Source organism: Sphingobium lactosutens, assembly GCF_013393185.1.
Lineage (GTDB): Bacteria > Pseudomonadota > Alphaproteobacteria > Sphingomonadales > Sphingomonadaceae > Sphingobium > Sphingobium lactosutens_A.
In genome coordinates this window covers 93207-111198 of sequence record NZ_QJQX01000084.1, presented here as the reverse complement: position 1 = coordinate 111198, position 17992 = coordinate 93207, and the positions used below count along the sequence as shown (strand labels likewise).

Annotated in this window: 15 protein-coding genes and 1 pseudogene; 2 read left to right on the top strand and 14 right to left on the bottom strand. The window is 61.7% G+C overall.

Features of this window, described 5'->3' with window-relative positions; translation table 11 throughout:
* Positions 1–13 precede the first annotated feature (13 nt).
* Genes DM806_RS25690 through DM806_RS25680 form a run of 3 tightly spaced genes read right to left on the bottom strand, consistent with a single transcriptional unit; the run spans position 14 to position 5082 of the window.
* Positions 14–2869: a TonB-dependent receptor domain-containing protein gene (locus tag DM806_RS25690; protein WP_179045989.1), complete on the bottom strand. Its 2856-nt coding sequence runs from the start codon at positions 2867–2869 to the stop codon at positions 14–16.
* 51 nt (positions 2870–2920) lie between these two features.
* Complete coding sequence (locus DM806_RS25685) at positions 2921–4243, bottom strand: MFS transporter (protein WP_179045988.1); 1323 nt, start codon at positions 4241–4243, stop codon at positions 2921–2923.
* Entirely contained in the window at positions 4240–5082 is an 843-nt protein-coding gene (locus DM806_RS25680) for a substrate-binding domain-containing protein (protein ID WP_179045987.1), read from the bottom strand. The genes DM806_RS25685 and DM806_RS25680 overlap by 4 nt, the downstream gene beginning before the upstream one ends.
* 195 nt (positions 5083–5277) lie before the next feature.
* On the opposite strand from DM806_RS25680, the gene DM806_RS25675 reads away from it, so the two are divergent.
* Positions 5278–6522, top strand: coding sequence for a cation:dicarboxylate symporter family transporter (locus DM806_RS25675; protein WP_179045986.1), 1245 nt, complete (start codon positions 5278–5280; stop codon positions 6520–6522).
* Here DM806_RS25675 and DM806_RS25670 read toward each other — a convergent pair.
* Positions 6488–7390 carry a LysR family transcriptional regulator gene (locus DM806_RS25670; protein ID WP_218647661.1) on the bottom strand — a complete coding sequence of 301 codons (903 nt, stop codon included), beginning with the start codon at positions 7388–7390 and terminating at the stop codon, positions 6488–6490. The two genes, DM806_RS25675 and DM806_RS25670, sit on opposite strands and share 35 nt — an antisense overlap.
* 203 nt (positions 7391–7593) lie before the next feature.
* Positions 7594–9354 carry a porin gene (locus tag DM806_RS25665; protein ID WP_179045985.1) on the bottom strand — a complete coding sequence of 587 codons (1761 nt, stop codon included), beginning with the start codon at positions 9352–9354 and terminating at the stop codon, positions 7594–7596.
* A 360-nt stretch (positions 9355–9714) separates the two neighbouring features.
* Here DM806_RS25665 and DM806_RS25660 point away from each other — a divergent pair, with 360 nt between their 5' ends.
* Entirely contained in the window at positions 9715–10341 is a 627-nt protein-coding gene (locus DM806_RS25660; RefSeq protein WP_179045984.1) for a carbonic anhydrase, read from the top strand.
* Here DM806_RS25660 and DM806_RS25655 read toward each other — a convergent pair.
* The 9 genes and pseudogenes from DM806_RS25655 to DM806_RS25620 form a co-directional block, all read right to left on the bottom strand.
* Positions 10323–10601 (bottom strand): hypothetical protein, encoded by a 279-nt coding sequence (locus tag DM806_RS25655; protein WP_179045983.1) that lies wholly within the window; start codon positions 10599–10601, stop codon positions 10323–10325. The two genes, DM806_RS25660 and DM806_RS25655, sit on opposite strands and share 19 nt — an antisense overlap.
* A gap of 575 nt (positions 10602–11176) precedes the next feature.
* The gene (locus DM806_RS27895; RefSeq protein ID WP_218647660.1) at positions 11177–11719 is read right to left on the bottom strand and encodes a hypothetical protein; all 543 of its coding nucleotides are present in this window, start codon (positions 11717–11719) and stop codon (positions 11177–11179) included.
* Complete coding sequence (locus tag DM806_RS27030) at positions 11713–11868, bottom strand: hypothetical protein (protein WP_218647659.1); 156 nt, start codon at positions 11866–11868, stop codon at positions 11713–11715. Before DM806_RS27030 ends, DM806_RS27895 begins: the two co-directional genes overlap by 7 nt.
* A 145-nt stretch (positions 11869–12013) precedes the next feature.
* Positions 12014–12369: pseudogene (locus tag DM806_RS25645) on the bottom strand (IS5 family transposase); the annotation flags it as partial.
* A gap of 74 nt (positions 12370–12443) precedes the next feature.
* Positions 12444–12746 (bottom strand): acyl-CoA dehydrogenase family protein, encoded by a 303-nt coding sequence (locus DM806_RS25640; RefSeq protein WP_256869498.1) that lies wholly within the window; start codon positions 12744–12746, stop codon positions 12444–12446.
* Positions 12747–12750: 4 nt separating this feature from the next.
* On the bottom strand, positions 12751–13740 hold the full coding sequence (locus DM806_RS25635) for an ABC transporter substrate-binding protein (protein WP_256869497.1): 990 nt from the start codon (positions 13738–13740) through the stop codon (positions 12751–12753).
* A gap of 404 nt (positions 13741–14144) precedes the next feature.
* A complete protein-coding gene (locus DM806_RS25630; protein ID WP_256869496.1) occupies positions 14145–14960 on the bottom strand; it encodes a thioesterase family protein in 816 nt (271 codons plus the stop codon).
* Positions 14950–16581, bottom strand: a complete 1632-nt coding sequence (locus DM806_RS25625) for an AMP-binding protein (RefSeq protein WP_179045982.1) — start codon at positions 16579–16581, stop codon at positions 14950–14952. Before DM806_RS25625 ends, DM806_RS25630 begins: the two co-directional genes overlap by 11 nt.
* Positions 16578–17981, bottom strand: a complete 1404-nt coding sequence (locus tag DM806_RS25620; protein ID WP_179045981.1) for an aldehyde dehydrogenase family protein — start codon at positions 17979–17981, stop codon at positions 16578–16580. The genes DM806_RS25625 and DM806_RS25620 overlap by 4 nt, the downstream gene beginning before the upstream one ends.
* Positions 17982–17992 lie beyond the last annotated feature (11 nt).

Here is a 17992-nt window from a genome sequence, read left to right as displayed (position 1 = left end):
CCGCGATGGTTGGTCAGAAAGAAACCCGCACGCCCGCCGTGATGTAACGGCCGATAGGGTCGTAGGCGCTGCTCGCCGCCGTGGTGAAGGTGGTGACGGGCGGCGGCGACAGCGGCGGCGCGCGATCGAACAGATTGGCGACCGACAGGTAGATCTGTTGCTTTCCGCCGCCGATGTTCAGATTATAGGTGCCGGTGACGTTGGTGTAGAACACCGCCGGCGTGCTGTTGTCGTTGATGTCGATCCCCTCGACACGGGTGGCATCCAGTTTCGCCGCACTGATGAAGCGTTCCTGCACAAACAGGGAAAAGGCCTCGTTCGACCAATTGGCCTGAAGCACCCCGCTCCATTTGGGCGTGATCGTCTCGCCCAGCCCTTCGCGAACCGGCGAACCGGGCGTCTGCGAATTGTTCGTCGTCGCATGATTGCCGATCAGACGCACATTAAGGTCGCCGCCGGCAAAATCGGTCTTGTAGCCGATCTCGAAATCTATGCCGGCGACGGTCTGCACCGCCAGATTGAGGTTGGGGCGCAGGATGCTGAGCGATCCCGAAGGCAGCACCGTGATATTCGCGCACTGGACCTGGTTGCCCGCCGCGCATTCGTCCACCACCCGCTGTTCGGCCAGCGTGGTGATGGCGTCTTTCAGCTTGATCTTGTAATAGTCGAGCGACGCCTGAAAACCGGACAGCCAGCCGGGTTGGTACACGCCGCCGAAGGTCAGCGTGCGCGCCCGTTCCGGTTTCAGATTGGGATTGCCGGTGGCGAAGTTCACCTGCGGCGTGGTGACGCCATTATAGACAACATTGCCGTTGAGCTGCGTCGCGGGATTGAACAGTTCGAGCAGGTTGGGCGCGCGAATATCCTGCGACACGGTGCCACGCAGGCGCAGGGCATCGTTCAATTCCCAGCTTCCGCCCAGCTTCCATGTCGTGACGCCGCCTGACGTGCTGTAATCGGCATAGCGCACGGCGCCATTGAGATCGAACGACTGGGCGATCGGGCTGTCCTTCAGGATCGGGATCGCGACTTCCAGATAGCCTTCCCGGATATCATATTCGCCGGAAAAAGGCAGCGGGTTGAAGAAGCGATAGGGCCCCTGACGCCCGGACAGCGCGGCTGGCCCGCCGCGGATGCCGGTGAAATCGATGCGCGTGGGCGACAGGGCGTCGGTGGTCTGGTGCGCCGTTTCCTTACGATATTCAACACCGGCCGCGATCGCGATCGGCCCGGCCAACTGGATGTTCTCGCCCAGATCGCCATTGATATTGGCGGAAACGACATGCTGGCGCAGGCGCAGGTTCAGCACATTATCGCCGGTGACATAATCGGTGATCGCCTGATTGGCGGCCTGCGGCCCGAACAGGTTGCGTGGGGTGCAGCCCGGATCAAGGCCCGCCAGCGTGGAGCGGCAGACGATCTGGCCAGATACGTTCCGTACCGCGTCGGCGGAGGCATAGAGGTTGCGCGCGATCGTCAGATTGTTGGACCGCAGTTCCTGATCCGACTGGCCGAAATTATAGGAGGCGTCCCATTTCCACGTGCCGCCCAGTTCGCCCCGCACGCCGACCGAACCATGATAGACGTCGATTGTCGATTCATTCTCCACCAGCGGCAATTCTTTTTCGAAACGGCCAAGCTGAAACGACTGGACATTGGCCGCAATCATGCGAGCGAGGATGTCGGCGGGCAGATAGGCATTGTCGCGATAGATGGTGTAGGCTGCGTTCGACCCTACGTTCTGACTGACGAACGCCCCCTGATTGGTGTGGCTACGGGCATACAACCCTTCGACGAAGAAAGTCGCCGCCGACGACAGGTCGAATTCGGCGCGGGCGAAACCGTTATAGCGCTCCTGCGTGGGTTGCAGGCCGATATTAGCGCGCGCGCCGTCGCCCCCGCTCTGGAAGGCCGTGCCCGTCACCGTGCCATAGTTGAAGGGTGCGGATACGCCACCCGCAAGGAACTGTGTGCCCTTGAGCGGACCCGAACTGATCAGGCCGCCATAGGTGCCGATCGAACTGCGGATCGAGGGGATGATGAGGTTGAGCGGACGCGCGCCCGCCACCGGGTTCACGATCTGGCCCGCATTGTCGTCGAACCAGTCACGACCAGTCTTCTGATCGGCGCGTAACCCCTTCTGGTAGAAATAATCCACGCCCGCGACGAAACGCAGCCGGTCGTCGGCGCCGGACGTGCCATAGGCCAGCGATCCACCGAGGGAAGGCAGGTCGCCATGCGTCGAAATGCCAGTCAGCGCCTCGGCCTTGAAGCCTTTGAATTTGGTGTCGAGCACGAAGTTGACCACACCCGCCACCGCGTCTGAGCCATAGGCCGCCGACGCGCCGCCGGTGACGACGTCGACCCGGCTGACCAGCCCCTGCGGAATGATGTTGATGTCGACCGAGCCGCCGCTGTTGGTAGCCGGCAAGCGACGGCCGTCGAGGAGGATCAGCGTGCGCTGCGCGCCAAGGCCACGCAGGTTGAGCAGGTTCTGGCCACTGCTGCCGCCGCGGCTGTTGGTCGTTGACGGGCTGGACGTTTTGGTGCTGCCGTTGAAGGCGGGCAACTGGTTCAGGCCGTCCGCCAGGTTGGTGGGGGCCGCCACGCGCAATTGCTCGGAACTGGCCATCGTCACCGGGGTCGGCGTCTTAAAACCATTGGCGACGCGGCTGCCGGTGACGACGATGGAGGCATCGTCGACCGCGGCTGCGTCTTGGGCGAGCGGCGCACTGGTATCTGGTGCAGGCGTTTCCGCAACTGGTGCGGCCGCATCCTGCGCCATGACCGGCGTCGTGATCGCCAGCGCCAATGCCATCGGCATCAGCGCTGCCCCTTGCGCGAACAGGCTTTTCAGTTTGGTGTGCATCTCAAATTCTCCCGGATTTTTTATCGTTGGTATTAAAAAGTCAGTGAGTGTTTAGGCCTGATCCCCCGCGTGGCGGTTGATACGGCTGCCGATCAGCAGCGCGAGCAGGGAAATGAGGGCGGCGGCGGCGCACCATGCGCCGGGGATCGCCTTGTCCCCCGTCACGCCGATCAGCGCGGTGCTGATCGCAGGGGTGAAACCACCGAAGATCGCCGTTGCCATGCTGTAGGCCAGGCTGAAGCCGACCGTGCGGACATGGCCCGGAATGATCTCAGTCAGATAGACGATGAAGGCGCCGTTATAGGTGGCGTAGATGGCGGCCAGCAGCAGTTCGACGGCCAGCAGCTTGCCGAAGCTCGGATCGGCCACCAGCCAGCTCATCAGCGGATAGGCCAGCACCGCACCCAGCACGGTTGCGGTGATCAGCAGCGGACGACGACCGACCTTGTCCGACAGCGCCCCCATTACCGGGAGCAGGATGAAGTTGGTGAGGCCGACGCAGGCGGTGACGAAAAGCGCGTCGCCCGCACCCAGGTTCAGCACCTTGCTGCCAAAAGTGGGCGTGTAGGCGGTGATCATGTAGAAGAAGACAGTCGTCATCACCGCCATCAGAGCGCCTTGAAGGACGATGCCCCAGTTATTGCCGATGATCCGCATGATCTGGCCGATCTTGGGATGTTCCTTGCGGTTGAGGAAGGCTTCGGTTTCCTCGACATGGCGGCGGATGATGAACAGGAAGGGGATCATCACGCAGCCGATGATGAAGGGGATGCGCCAGCCCCAAGCCTGCATCGTTTCGGGCGACAGGCTGGTCGACACGATCAGACCGATCAGCGCGGCGAACACCACCGCCGCCTGCTGGCTGGCGGACTGCCACGAGGTGAAGAAACCCTTGCGGTGCGGCGGCGCGATTTCGTTGAGGTAGACGGATACGCCGCCGACCTCGACCCCTGCCGACAGACCCTGAACGAGACGTCCGGCCAGAATGATCAGCGGCGCGGCAAGGCCGATCTGCTCATAGGTGGGCGTGATGGCGATGGCCAGCGTGCCGAGCGCCATTAGGCCTAGAACCAGTAACAGCCCCTTGCGGCGACCATGATGATCCACATAAGCGCCCAGCACCAACGCGCCGACCGGCCGCATCAGGAAGCCCGCGCCAAAGGTCATCAAGGTCAGCAGAAGCGACGCGAATTCGCTGCCGGTGGGGAAGAAAGCCTTCGAAATATAGGTGGCGTAATAGCCGAACACCATGAAATCGAACATCTCCAGAAAGTTACCGCTGGCGACGATGAAGATGGACTTGAAGGCGGATGTCTTTTTTTCCGCCGTGACTTCGGCGATGTCGCCGCCAGTCAGGGTCGTTTGCGCAGTCATGGTTTCGCCTTTCGTGATGCCGGTTCCAGCCCGCTTTCACGGATGACGGCATCGGCCTTGGAGGAGGAAAGATAGTCCAGCAGGGCGCGAGCCGGCTGCTGTCTGGAGGAATAGGCGACGATGCCGCCGGAGAAGGCCGTGACCTTCTGAAGGGAGTCGGGAAGCAGGCCGATAATGCGGATCCCCTTGACGGGTTTCAGTTCCGACAATTGCTGGAAACCGATTTCGGCCTGCCCGCTGGCGACGATCTCGCCGACGGGCGTGGCGGGAATCATGCGGCCCTTGGGGCGGACCTGATCGGCGACGCCCAGTTTATCGAGCATCGTTGTCTGGATGTAGACGCCGCTCGCACTGTCCGACCACGCAACCGATTTCGCAGCGATCAAGGTGGCGCGCAGAGCCTGCGGCGTCGAAATGTCGGGAATGGGCGCGCCTGCCTTGATCGCGACCGCGATCTTCGAGAGGCCCAGGTCGACCTGCGTGCCGGGTGTCACCTTGCCCTCGGCCGCAAGACGGTCGAGCGCGGAGCGCGCAAGGATCACGACATCGGCATCTTCATGCCGTGCAAGGCGCGCAGGAATGGCCTGGGGCGTGTCTCCCATGGAGGGGCCATGTCCCGTGACGATGCGCGTGCCGGTTTCAGCCGTATATTGCTTTGCCAACGCGTCGAACGCGATGTTGAACCCGCCTGATGTGAAGACATGCAGTTCAGCGGAGGACGTCACCTTCGGGGCGGGCGTAATGGATAGGGTCTGGCACCCGAAGAGCAGGGGCGCGGCCAACAGGGCCAGCGCCGATCCCATGCGCCGCCGCAAGCGGAACGATCGCAGGGCCGTCATGAAAAATTGTTCGATGGCCGTTGCATTGCCGTTCCGCTCCCTTGCGCATGCCTCTATGGGCGATCCTTGTGTCGGTGGATGCAAACTGATCCGCGACGCGACATTCGTTTGACGATAGAAGCGGCTGGCGATAAATTTATCAAATGCAATGACCGGGGCAGTTAATGTACATTGCGCATAAATCGGGAGAACAGGGTGCTTCGTCAGCTCTATGTCCAGATGATCCTGGGCATCGTCGCCGGTACGATCGTAGGCCATGTCTGGCCTGCGGTCGGCGTCGGGCTTGGTCCGCTGGGCATCGCCTTCATCAAGACGATGCGCATGATGGTGCCGCCGATCCTGTTCTGCACCATCGTCGACGGCATCGTGCTGCATGGGGGGGCGCTGCGCACAGGATCGACCATCGCCCGTGCATTGATCATCTTTTTGGCGATAACGATCATCGCCCTGCTGGCCGGCACGACCGTCGCCAGCCTGATGCGGCCCGGCGCGGGATTGAGCCTGCCGCCGGTTCCCGTGAACCTCGACCTGCACCGACAACTGGCCGCCGCCCCCATCAACGGTCCGGGCGAATTCCTGCTGCGGATGGTGCCGGAAACCTTCTTCTCCGCCTTCACCGCCGGAGACGTGCTGCCGGTGCTGTTTATCGCGGGACTGGTCGGCTTCGGGCTGGTCCGCATCGGGCCGGCGGGCGAACCGATCGCCAAAGGACTGCGGGCGCTGACGCAATTGCAGTTCGCCATTTTCGGCTTTCTCGTGCGGATCGCACCCGTCGGAGCCTTTGGTGCTATCGCCTATACGGTCGGCACCTATGGCATCGGCTTTATCGGATCGCTGGGTATGCTCGTGGCTACGCTGGCGCTGGCCTGCCTGACCGTAATATGCGTGCTTCTGATCGTTGTCCGCGCGGTGACAGGCCTGTCGCCCTTACGGCTGCTACGCTACTTTCGCGATGAACTGCTGATCGTGGTGGGCACGTCATCCAGCGAGGTCGTATTGCCCCGGCTGATGACGAAGCTGGAAACGCTGGGGGCCAGCCCTGCGGTGGTGGGGTTGGTCGTGCCGCTAGGCTACACGCTCAATTTGGCGGGGACGGCGATCTATCTGGTGGTGGCGACGCTGTTCCTGTCCGAAGCGCTCGACATAGCGATGCCGCCGGACCGGCTTGCACTGTACCTGATCGTCATGCTGGCAACATCGAAAACGGCGGCGGGCGTGACGGGGAGCGGCTTTTCCGCCCTGCTTCTGACCCTGTCGCTGCTGCCCGACATACCGGTGGGCGCAGCGGCGATGCTGATCGCAGTCGATCGCATCCTGTCGACCATGCGGGCGCTGACCAGCGGGCTTGCGAATATCAGCGCGTCGCTGCTGGTCGCCCGATGGGACGGCGCGGCGATCCGGCTGGTCAGGCCGCAGTCCACGCCGCCGTCAGCAGATTGACGAGCCGCGACGCGGCGGGCGACAGGGGCGCAGCAGGCCGTTTGAGCAGGCCGATCGTGCGCGCGATCACCGGTTCTCCCAGCGGCCGCCAGACCAGATCGCGCGCTTCCGGCCCTTCGCAGGCGAGACGCGGCAGGATCGACGGTCCAAGGCCAGCATCGACCAGCGCCAGAGCAGACGTCAGCCGCGTGACTTCATAAAACCATGTCAGATTGATGCCCTGCGCGGCAAGGCCCGCTTCAAGCGTCGTGCGATTGCCGCTGGCCCGGTGGACGGTGACGAGCCGCATGCCGATCAGGTCGGCCCATGCCACATCCGGCTTCGTCGCCAAAGGATCGTCCTTGCGGCAGATCAGGCCATAGGGATCTTCATGCAGCGGGGTGTAGGACAAATCGGAATCGACGGAAACGGGCAGCGACAGGCCGAATTCCGCTTCCCCCGTCCGCACCGCCTCCGCACATTCGGTCGCGGACAGGTCGAGGATACGGACGCGAGTGTTGCGATAATCCTCCCCGAATTGCTGGAGCACCTGCGGCAGGAAACGCACCGTCGCGCTGGGCACGCTGGCCATGGTTATGCGCCCGGCCTGACGCTCGCCCTGCGCCATCAGCCCCACCAGCGACCCATCGATTTCGTCGAGCATCCGGCGAATGAGCGGAATAACCTCCTGTCCCGACGGTGTCAGCCGGACGGTACGCGTCGTCCGCTCGATCAGCAGGGTTCCCACCGCATTTTCAAGCTTCTGTATCCGCCGGCTCAGCGCGGGTTGCGAAAGGTTGAGCTGCTGCGCCGCCCGATGAAAGCTGCGCCCGTCCGACACGGCGACAAGGGCGCGAAGGTCGAGCAGTTCACAATTGATCGTCAGCATGAAGGCACCGGAATATCGCGTGAGGGTCGGCCACTCGATACCATAAGCGGATCATATTTGAGAAATTATTCCATTGACCGCATGTATAGTGCTATTTTATCCAACTGATCATGTCTAGCAGGCATGAATGGAAGGCCAATTTCGGGAATCCGCCTTATGCGCGTTCCGGTCTGGAGCCGATCATAAACCGCAGGCGATGCCGCTCAGAACGATATCTGCGCGCGCGTCACCACCGTTCGGCCATGGTCGGTTCCCATGATCATGCCGCTGGGGTTGTGCACCGACCATTCTATGGCGTTCAATTGTAGCCGGACGAAGTTGTTCAGATACCAGTTAAGGCCTAGAGTCGAGGCTGCGCCTCTTCCGCCAGTCGGATTGTCGCTATAATCGATGGTTTCGTATCGCACGGCGATCTCGAACGCACCGCTGCCGCCGCCGGTAAGCGGATCGATTACATTTGGCCTGCTCCATATCCCGCCTCGCGCCAGATAGGGGGTGGTTTCGCCCGTCAGGAACCATCCCGCCGCCACGGCCCAGGCAGACTGCTTGGTCGAAACAGCCGTCTCGCTCATCAAACGCCTGTTTCCGAATTCACCATAAGCCCATAGTGAACGATTAAACAGGCCTGCCTCGAACCCGTATCCGGTCCCTTTGTTCGGATCGGCGAATGTACCGGGCGTGACCCGCAAACGGTCGTTGAAGAAGCCGCCGATAGCGATAGCGCGCGTTGGCCGCGTGACGTCGCCCGCGATATGCTCGTAGAAACCCCAGACACCCAGATGGAGTATCAGGTCGTCGGTTTTGACCGGGTTCCAGTGCATGCGTCCGGCCAGTGTCACGCCGTCGCTGGCCGTTTCCGGGTTTGTGATATCGTCGCCGGACAACTGGACCCCGACATGCCAGTTACGGCCATATACGCGCGCCGCGACGCCGAGTCCGAAAAATCCGCGCACCGGAATGATGCCTTGCCCCACGACATTGCGCTCGATGAAGGGCACAGAGATGGTGCCGCTCGACCCGTCAAGGCTGCGGTCGTTCAGACGGTTGCCCAGCGCGAATTCGGCCTGTTGCCCCAGCAATCTGGCCGTCCAGGCCATATAGGCGGATTTGATGGAAACGGCATTGTCCGCAAAGTCCCCTTCCAGCACATAGGACAGGTGCCTGCCGATGGACCCCTCCATGCCGAGGCGCAGCGAACGCGCCTGCGTCGCCGTGATGTTGCGGCTGGAATCGCTGGAGCCACTGGTGTTCCCTAGGTCGATCAGGATGCGTCCACGGGGGCGGAACGTCAGATTGCCGTCGCTGCTGGAAAACTCTGGCGTTCCCTTGGACCAGTTGACGTGCACCATATCCTTCTGCGCGGCCTCGATCTGTGCGAGCCGTTCGTCCAGCGGAATTGGGTGGACATCCGATGGCAGAGGTCGGCCCAGCGGTGAGGGCTGATTGCGCGCGCGCGCCATGTCGGTCGGCGCCGTCTCAGGAAGATGCAATGGCTGGGCGGAGGCTGCGAGCGGCTCGCGCGGGTGTGTGGCCGCCATCATCCGTTCCATCACGGCCAGCCGTGCTTCTAGATCGGAAATGTGGGTGCGCTGGTCCTCGACCATCCGTCTGAGTTGCGAAACCTCGTCCGCCGTCTGTGCGGCGGCGGGCATCGACAGGACGGCCGAAAGGTACAGAGCGGCAGCGAAAGCCTGTTTTTTAGACATGCTCGACAGCGAACAACCCAAAAGTGGACGTAAATCGACCTGAAGTGATCGCATCAGCTTCAGCCAAGGCGGACTGCACGCTAACCCCGCGTTGCATGGCCTGACATCTGGGTAAGGCTGAGAAGACCCTATGCAGCATGGCCAACGGACGTAATGCCGTGACAGGATCAATAAGATGCCGACGGTGAATAAACGATGGAATGTGCATTTGCTCTTCTTCGCTGTTGCTCTTCGCAAGAACGCCAAATCGTCGATCAAGCGGCCGATAAGCGACGGCCAAGCGCATTATCCAATGCAATTATCGGACATGCCCATGCGCATGTCGCATGAGTTGTCGGAGAGATCGCCGCGACGTATCGCGCAGGCAAACGCGCAAAAAATCGACCACTCAGGTCAATCTGCGTTCCCTTGAAGTCATGCGGTGTGTGTTCCCGCTCACCTATCCGTAGCTGATAGCTTTGAAAACCATTTGGCGGGAAGCTTGTCCGTGGATCAGTGGGCCGGCTTGCAAGCCACGCCGCATTTTATGCAGCGCGGACACGAAACGTCACAAAAGAGCTATGCGTTTTTGATCAACGATACCCAACTTCTTTGCGACCGTTAAAAAGGAGAATATCGGTGGCGACATCTGTCAACGCACTTGCCAACCAGCCGACCCCGGACGAAGCCTTGCAACTGCTGGTCAGCGGCAACAACGCCTTCGTGGCTGACCAGCCGTTAACGTCCGATCTGTCGCGCGAGCGGCGACTTGCTCTCGCCGAGGGGCAGCAGCCGTTCGCCACTTTGGTGGGCTGCTCGGACTCCCGCGTAGGTCCGGAGCAATTGTTCGGAGCCGGCCTTGGCGAACTATTCATCGTCCGCACGGCCGGGAACAATGTAGATACCGCCGGCATGGGATCAATCGAATATTCGGTCGCCGTGCTGAAGGTGCCGCTGATCGTGGTTCTGGGGCATGAGAAGTGCGGAGCCGTCGCCGCAGCGGCCGATGTTGTGACGAAGGACGCGCGGTTCCCCGGGAGCATTGCCCGCATGATCGAGCCTATTGTTCCGGCGGTTCTGGCGGCGCAGCGCAATGTCGGTGAGGCGCAACTGGTCGACGCGGCGGTCGAGGAAAATGTGCGGCGGATGGTCGAACGGCTCCAGAAATTCTCTGAACCCATGCTTATCGAGCCGCAGGAGCGTGGCGAGTTAAAGGTTGTCGGCGCTGTTTATGAGCTGGCGACCGGTCAAGTCCGCTGGCTCTGACGAAACTGCCATAAATCAGCAACAGCGACAGGTCTTCCTGGCAGGCGGTGTGCACGCATCGTCTGCCAAAAACACAAAGGTTCGTCCCTTGCGACGGGCATGAAAATCGCGGAGATCTGCTTTTCAAAGACCGGCCTGCCACCCATATTTGTGCCGAGGTCGAGCGATTGTCGGGATTTGCGCAGGCGGAATTTCGTCTGCGGGCCTTCATCCTCCATTCCCGCGACCTCGGCTTTTCGCTTGAATAGGTTCTTGGCCAAGCGGAATAGGTAAACGGGCCGCCAGCATCCAGGAGCGGTCTCAACTCACGCCGCCAATGGCCCCTGACGTCAGGATCAGGGTGAGGAGAATGAGCGCCAGACCACGCGGATGACCAGCCCTTGGTACGGCGCACTAAGCCTTAACCACTGAGCTATCTCAGGAAGCAAGAACGAGGTAGCGCTCCTAAAAAACGGAGGTAAAATCCGAAGGCCTTCGCAGCGCTGGAGATTGCCGATCACGCGACTGCGGTATCGTTCCTCATATCGTGCAACGCCGGGGTCGTGGCACGCCGCGCCATAGGGCAAACTGTTGTAGGACAGCACAGCGATCATTCGGGCGGTGCAGGGCGAACGGCCGCCAGTAAAACGCGCCTGGTGGCATATCCCTCCGACCGGCAGTGGTCGCGGCCAAAGTCCGTCACCCTAAGTGCGGCGGGTAGCAGGCATTCACATAAGCGTGGCGCAGCAACTCGATGCTCCGCCACGCTTGAACTAGGATCAGATCATTACAAACCGAAGCAATCCATCATGTTATGTCGGACCATACATGAACTTGGCTTGTGCCCGTGGCATTCTCATAGTCGCTGTAGAGTCGGCCTTTGGCCGCCCAGTCGCACCCGCCCAGCGCCCTTGCCATCATCAGATAATGGCCGAAACGGGCTTCGGGCACATGTTTCAGAAATTCCGGCATGGTTTCGATGACGGCGGCATGATTGCCCTGCCTGAACCATTCCAGCCGCTCCAGATCCGCCTCTCGCGCTTCCGGGCGGCTGATGTGATGAGGTCAGACGCCTCATGATCGGCCAGCTGCGAAGCGGCCAGAAACGATGGCTCATCGAGCCGCTGGCGATCAGGACGACGCGACGACCAGACCGCGCGACGGCCCTTCCCACCCCCCTTTCTACGCGCAGAAAATCGTCCGTTTCTCCGGTCTGGGCGCAGCTAACCGACAGCCATTCCTTCCCCCGGTTCAGAAAATGGGCGATGTTCACGGTCGGATAATGGATGGGCAGATAGGGATCTTCCACCGCGCTGGTGCGCACGCCCGCGGCTGTCGCTTCCTCCGCGATCAGCCGGGCAAGTTCGGGATTTCCGGGCAGATCATAGGCACCTAGCACATACCGCGCGGCAATTCGTCGTATGCGTATAGCCCTGTTCGCCTGTGCTGCGCGGTGACGCAGAATTCAACTGTCGTGAACCAGTGCGCGTCGAACAGGATGATGGTGGGCGCGTGCGCCAGCAGGCCCGCCCCGACGATATTTCCCATGACCTGTCCTTTCGATCAACCGGCCCGGCCGGTTACAGGCGTCTTATAGGCTCCCGCCGTTAACGGGCGGAAGGGCGGCAAAGGACATTGTCCACTTCTGCTAAGGCCGGCCCCTGCCCTTTTGCCTAGGGTCAGGACACGCTGATCAGAGCCAGAAGATGACGGTTGCGGCGAGTGCGATAGCGGAGAAGAGGGCTGTTGGGCGTCGGTCATAGCGGGTCGCGACGCGGCGCCAGTCTTTGAGACGACCGAACATGATCTCGATGCGGTTGCGCCGTTTGTAGCGGCGCTTGTCGTATTTGACGGCCTTATTCCGGGACTTTCGGCCCGGGATGCAGGGGGGTGATGCCCTTTTCCTGCAAGGCTTCGCGGAACCAGTCGGCATCATAACCACGATCCGCCAGCAGCCATTGCGCTTTGGCAAGCTCGTCGAGCAGGTCGGCAGCACCGATATAATTGCTGACCTAGCTCGCACATAAAGAAACTGATCGGGCGGCCGTTCTCCTTACAGAGCCTGAATCACAGCGCGCCTCTCACATCAATGGGTCCTGACCCTAAGCTAGAAAATGCACCTATCAGTGATAGGTCATGAAGAGGATCAGCGCAGTCGACGGCTCCCCCTTCGCCACCGCGCCCAGTACACGGATCGCCTCGGAAAGCGACGCTGCCCGGCCGCCAAGCTCGCGCGAAACGGTAAGGCCGATCAGCCCCTCCTTCGCCAGCATATCGAAATTGGCACGGGGGAATTCGGCGCTGCGGTCATATTGCTCGACCGTCCCTGCCAGCTGCCTTGTCAGCCGGTCGAGTTGTTCGGCGCTCAACGCCAGTGCGCTGGCAGGATAGGTTTCCTGATCTGGGACAATTGCCTGGCTTGCCATGATGTCAGACTCTCTTCGGAATGGCGTCGTTGAAACGGGCATCCCAGAGCGGACGAACATCCACCGCCCTGGGAAGGAGTTTTTGCTGAAAGAATAGGTCGGCGACCTGCTGTTGCGAGGCGACGGCCTGATCGGTCACTGGTCGCAGTTCATAACTGGCGCTCTTGCGCTTGAACTGGTCCAGCACATAATCGCGCGGCACCCCGATATCCTGAGCGATGATGCCCGCCCATTGATCCTGATTAGCTGCGGCCCAGCCATAGGCCTTCTGAACCAAGGAGAGATATTCGCGGATGATCTTCGTCTTTTCCGGGTCGGCCAGCGCATCGACATGAGCCGACACCAGATAATTGCCAGACAATATGCCATAGGCCGTCTTCAGGATGCGCGCTCCCTCGGTCGCGATGGCGCGCTGGATCGGAAAACCATAGATCGCCCAGCCATCCAACGCCCCCTGGGAAAAAGCCGCAGCGCCGTCCGAAACGCCCATGGCAACCGGCTTGATGTCGTCCCAGGTCAGACCCACCTCTTCCAACATCCGGATCAGGAAATATTGAGACGTGGTGGCGCGCACATAGCCGACGCGCTTGCCCTTGAGGTGAGCAATGGATGTCGCCTTCGATCCCCTGGGAACCAACACGACCTGATTGTTGACGTCGCCATGGGCCACGGCGATCTGGCGGAAGCTCTGGATGGTCGACGCCGCCGCGAAGATCGGCGGAATTTCGCTCATGCCGCCATAGTCGAGCGACCCGCCGTTCAACGCTTCGACGACCAGATGACCGGACTGGAACTCACTATAGGCAAGGTCAAAGCCTTCCGGCCTGATGCCGGCTGCCTTGAACAGCAACCGCGTATCCCCCTCGCCCTTGCCGGTGACGGATACTCGCAGGACCGGGCGACCACCCTTGCCGGCAGCGCAACCAGCCAGAAGCAGGCAGGATACGGCACTGGCGCCGACAAAGTCCCGCCGGGTCAGCATTTCAGCGACCATGAGCCGTTTCGCGAACTGCCACCGATGCCTTCTCCGAGCCATGCTCGAACAATATGATGTAAGGTTCACGCAGAAACTCCTGCCGCGCCACCTCCCGCAATCGATTCCACCTTTGGCTCCAGAACCGGAACAGGCTCATCATCATCCTTCCGACACACAACAATGCCGGTTTATCTATTTATAAAGTAGAGATATGTCTCACAAGCATTGCTGCCAGAAGCATTAGAAATCTTTGATCGAACGGCCGTTTTGCAGTCCGAACGACATATAGATCGGAATAATATTACATATTATCAATTTCTTATATCAAAAAATAGGAAGCCATCACTATCGGCGCCGTGGTCGCAAAAATCATTCGTCCAGACACCGGCGGTCTTTCTCGCCACCGCAGGTCGCTGCAACATTTATTCCCGGCCGTGGGCCTTCAATGCGGGACGCACTGTCAGGCATTGCGACAGCGTGCCAAGGGGGCCGCTTTCGTCGTGAAGGATGCTGTGGGTGAGGCCCACGCCCGTCGGACCGCTCGAAACGGAAATATCGAAGCCAACCCACTCCCCTATGGGAGAACGGAAGAAATGGGCGGTGAGGTCAAGATTGGGGAAGGCGACGTCGGCCGGCGACGCGATCGGGGTGAGGCCGTTGGCGATATCGATCAAGCCCATGATCCTGGCCGTCGCCGACACCGGCTCCCCATCGATCAATGCCAGCTGCGATCGCACCCAGCAACGGGCGCGGCCTGGCCGTTCCTGCTCGCGCCTGACCTCGACACTGGCGATGAAGCCGCCAGCCCAGAGGCTGGATGGGGTCCAGGCGGACAGCGTTTCGGGTAAGGGCAGGGTCGGAAAATTGTCAGCAGCGATAGTCGCGCTGTCATATGCCTGCGTCAGCCAGGCGCGCAGGACGATCGCCGGGCGACCGTCATGGCAGAGCCGGGCTTCCACCAGCTCGATAGTCCGCCCCGGTCGCAACACCGTGATCTCGACACTGACCGCGTCCATCGGGATCGTGCCCCAAATGTCGTAGGACAGGCGCGCGACCTGAAGCCGGTCCGTCCGTCGCGCCGCATGATCAGCCTCGACCGCATGGGCAAGCAAGCCAATCGCCGGAGCGACATGCTGTTCGGTGACGTTCCAGGCGCCACCGACATGGTGCGTCGGCATGAATTGCCCATCGTCCATTCGCCGGAAATAAGCCTGCGGGTCGCTGGTGTCAGATGGCAAGGCCCAATTCCCGTTCCATGATCGCCCGCATCTCGAACTTCTGCGCCTTCCCCGTCACCGTCATCTCGAACCGTTGGACGATACGCACATAACGCGGAATCTTGAAATGAGCGATGCGTCCTTGACAATGATCGAGAATATCCTGTTCCGTCAGGCACGCGCCCGGCCTGGAAATGATCCAAGCACACACCGCTTCACCGAACTTCTCGTCTGCGACGCCGAAGACCTGTGCGTCGGCGACGGCGGGGTGGCCGAGCAGATATTCCTCTATCTCGCGGGGATAGATATTTTCGCCGCCACGGATGATCATGTCCTTGATCCGTCCGGTGATGCGAACATAGCCGCGCGAATCCATCGTCGCCAGGTCGCCTGAATGCATCCAGCCTTCTGCATCGATCGCTTCCGCCGTGCGATCGGGATCGTTCCAGTATCCAAGCATCACGGCATAGCCGCGCGAGCAATATTCGCCCTGCTGGCCGATCGGGAGGATCGCACCATCGGGACCGACGACCTTCGCCTCCGCATGGGGGTGGACGCGGCCGACCGTCGTCACCCGTTCCTCCAGCGGGTCGTCGGTGGCGGTCTGGGTGGTGAGCGGGCTGGTTTCGGTCATGCCGTAACCGATGGTGATCTGCCTCAGATTCAGCCGGTCCATCACCTGCCGCATCACCGTTTCCGGGCATGGCGATCCCGCCATTATGCCGGTGCGCAGGGTCGATATGTCGAAGGCGTCGAGGTCGGGCTGGTTCAATATGGTGATGAACATGGTCGGCACACCGTGCAGCATGGTGCAGCCTTCCCCCTGCACCGTGTCCAGCACCAGCCGGGGATCATAGGCTTCGCCGGGATAGACCATCGCCGCGCCACTGGTCAGCGCCGCCATATTGCCCAGCACCATGCCGAAACAATGATAAAGCGGTACCGGAATACAGAGCCGGTCGGCGGCGGTGAGGCGCATCGTGCGGGCCGAGAAATAGCCGTTGTTGAGCACGTTGCGGTGCGTGAGCGTCGCGCCCTTGGGCTGGCCGGTGGTGCCGCTGGTGAACTGGATGTTGATCGCGTCGTTGCGGTCGAGTGTCGCTTCGATCGCGGTCAGGCGGTCGGGATCGGCCTGCACCAGCAGGTCGGTCCAGTTCAGCCAGCCGTCATGCCGTTCATCACCCAGCACGACCACATGGCGCAGCGCGGGCAGCCGGTCCGGCCCGATTTCCCGCAACATGGCGACATAGTCGCTGCTCTTGAAGCGCGGCGCCGTAACCAGCAAGCTGCATCCGACCTTGTTCAACGCATAATCGACTTCACTGGTGCGATAGGCCGGGTTGATGTTGACGAGGACAGCGCCGATCCGTGCCGTCGCAAACTGGATCACCGTCCATTCCGCGCAATTGGGCGCCCAGATGCCGACCCGGTCGCCCTTCCCGACACCCAGATCCAGCAGGCCGGTAGCGACGGCATCGACCTGCGCCAGCAATTGCGCCCAGGTCCAGCGGATCGCCTGATGCCGCGACACCAGCGCCAGCCCGTCGCGATGGTCCGCCACGACATTCAGCAGCGCCTGACCGATGGTGGTTTCCAGCAGCGGAACGTCGGTGGCGCCCCCCGCGATCGACAACGCGCTCATCGCTTGATGTTGATGACTTGCAGCTGGGTATATTCGGCAAGCCCCTCTTCGGCCTGTTCGACGCCAAGGCCGCTATTCTTGAAGCCTGCCATCGGGATGTGCGGACCGATGGCGATATGCTGGTTGACCCACACCTGCCCGCTTTCGATCCGTGCGGCGATGGCGGCGGCGCGTTCCACATCCGCGGACCAGACCGACCCGCCCAGCCCATAGTCGGACGCATTGGCGCGGGCGATCACATCCTCCACATCGTCGAACCGGATGAGCGGAAGGATGGGGCCGAACTGTTCTTCATCGACGATCTTCATGCCGTCGGTCACGTCGCGCACGATGGTCGGCGCGATGAAATAGCCGGCACGCTCCATCGCCTGCCCGCCCGCGACGATCGTACCGTCGGCCCGTGCGGCATCGAGGAAGCCCTTCACCTTCTCATATTGGGCCGCGTTCTGGATCGGGCCGATTTGCGTCCCCTGCTCCAGCCCGTCGCCGACGATCGCCGCTTGCGCCAGCGCCGCCAGTTCCGCGCACATGGCGTCGTAAATGTCGGCATGGACATAGGCGCGCTTGACCGCGAGGCAGACCTGCCCGGCATTGAGGAAGGCGTTGCCGAAAATGGCTTTCGCCGTTTCGCGCACATCGACATCCTCCAGCACGATCGCCGGGTCGTTTCCGCCCAGTTCCAGCGTCACGCGCTTAAGCCCATCGGCGCTGCCGGCGGCGATGCGCTTGCCGGTCGCGGTCGATCCGGTGAAGCCGATCTTGGCGACGTCGGGATGGGCGGTCAGTTGCGGGCCGAGATCGTTCGCATCGGTGATAATGTTGACGACGCCGGCCGGGAAGATGTCGCGGCAAAGCGCACCCAGCGCCAGTGCCGTGACGGGCGTGGTGGGCGCAGGCTTCAGCACGATCGCATTGCCCGCCAGCACCGCCGGCCCGATCTTCCAGCAGGCGACCAGCAGCGGAAAGTTCCAGGCGATGATGCCGACGACGACGCCCAGCGGCTTGTGCTTAACCCCGATATAGCCGGCTTCGTCGTCCTGAATGATCCGGTCGGGCAGCTCCAGCGTGGCATAATGGCGCAGGAACCCCTCAGTCCAGGCGACTTCCCCTTGCGCCTCGGGCAGCGGCTTGCCCTGCTCCAGCGTCAGCAATCGGGCGAGGTCATGGGCGTTGGCGGCGATGGCGTCGGCCAGCGCCACCAGCTTGCCCTGCCGATCCGCATAGGGCACGGCCGCCCAGCCCGGCTGGCCTGCCTTGGCGGCGGTGATCGCCTGATCCGCCTGAGCGGGCGAGGCGCGCGCCACGGTGACGAAAGGCGCGCCGGTCGCTGGATTGACGACCTCCATCTGGAGGTCGCCATCGATCAGTTCGCCGCCGATCAGCAGCTTATATTCCGCCATGTTCCTCTCCT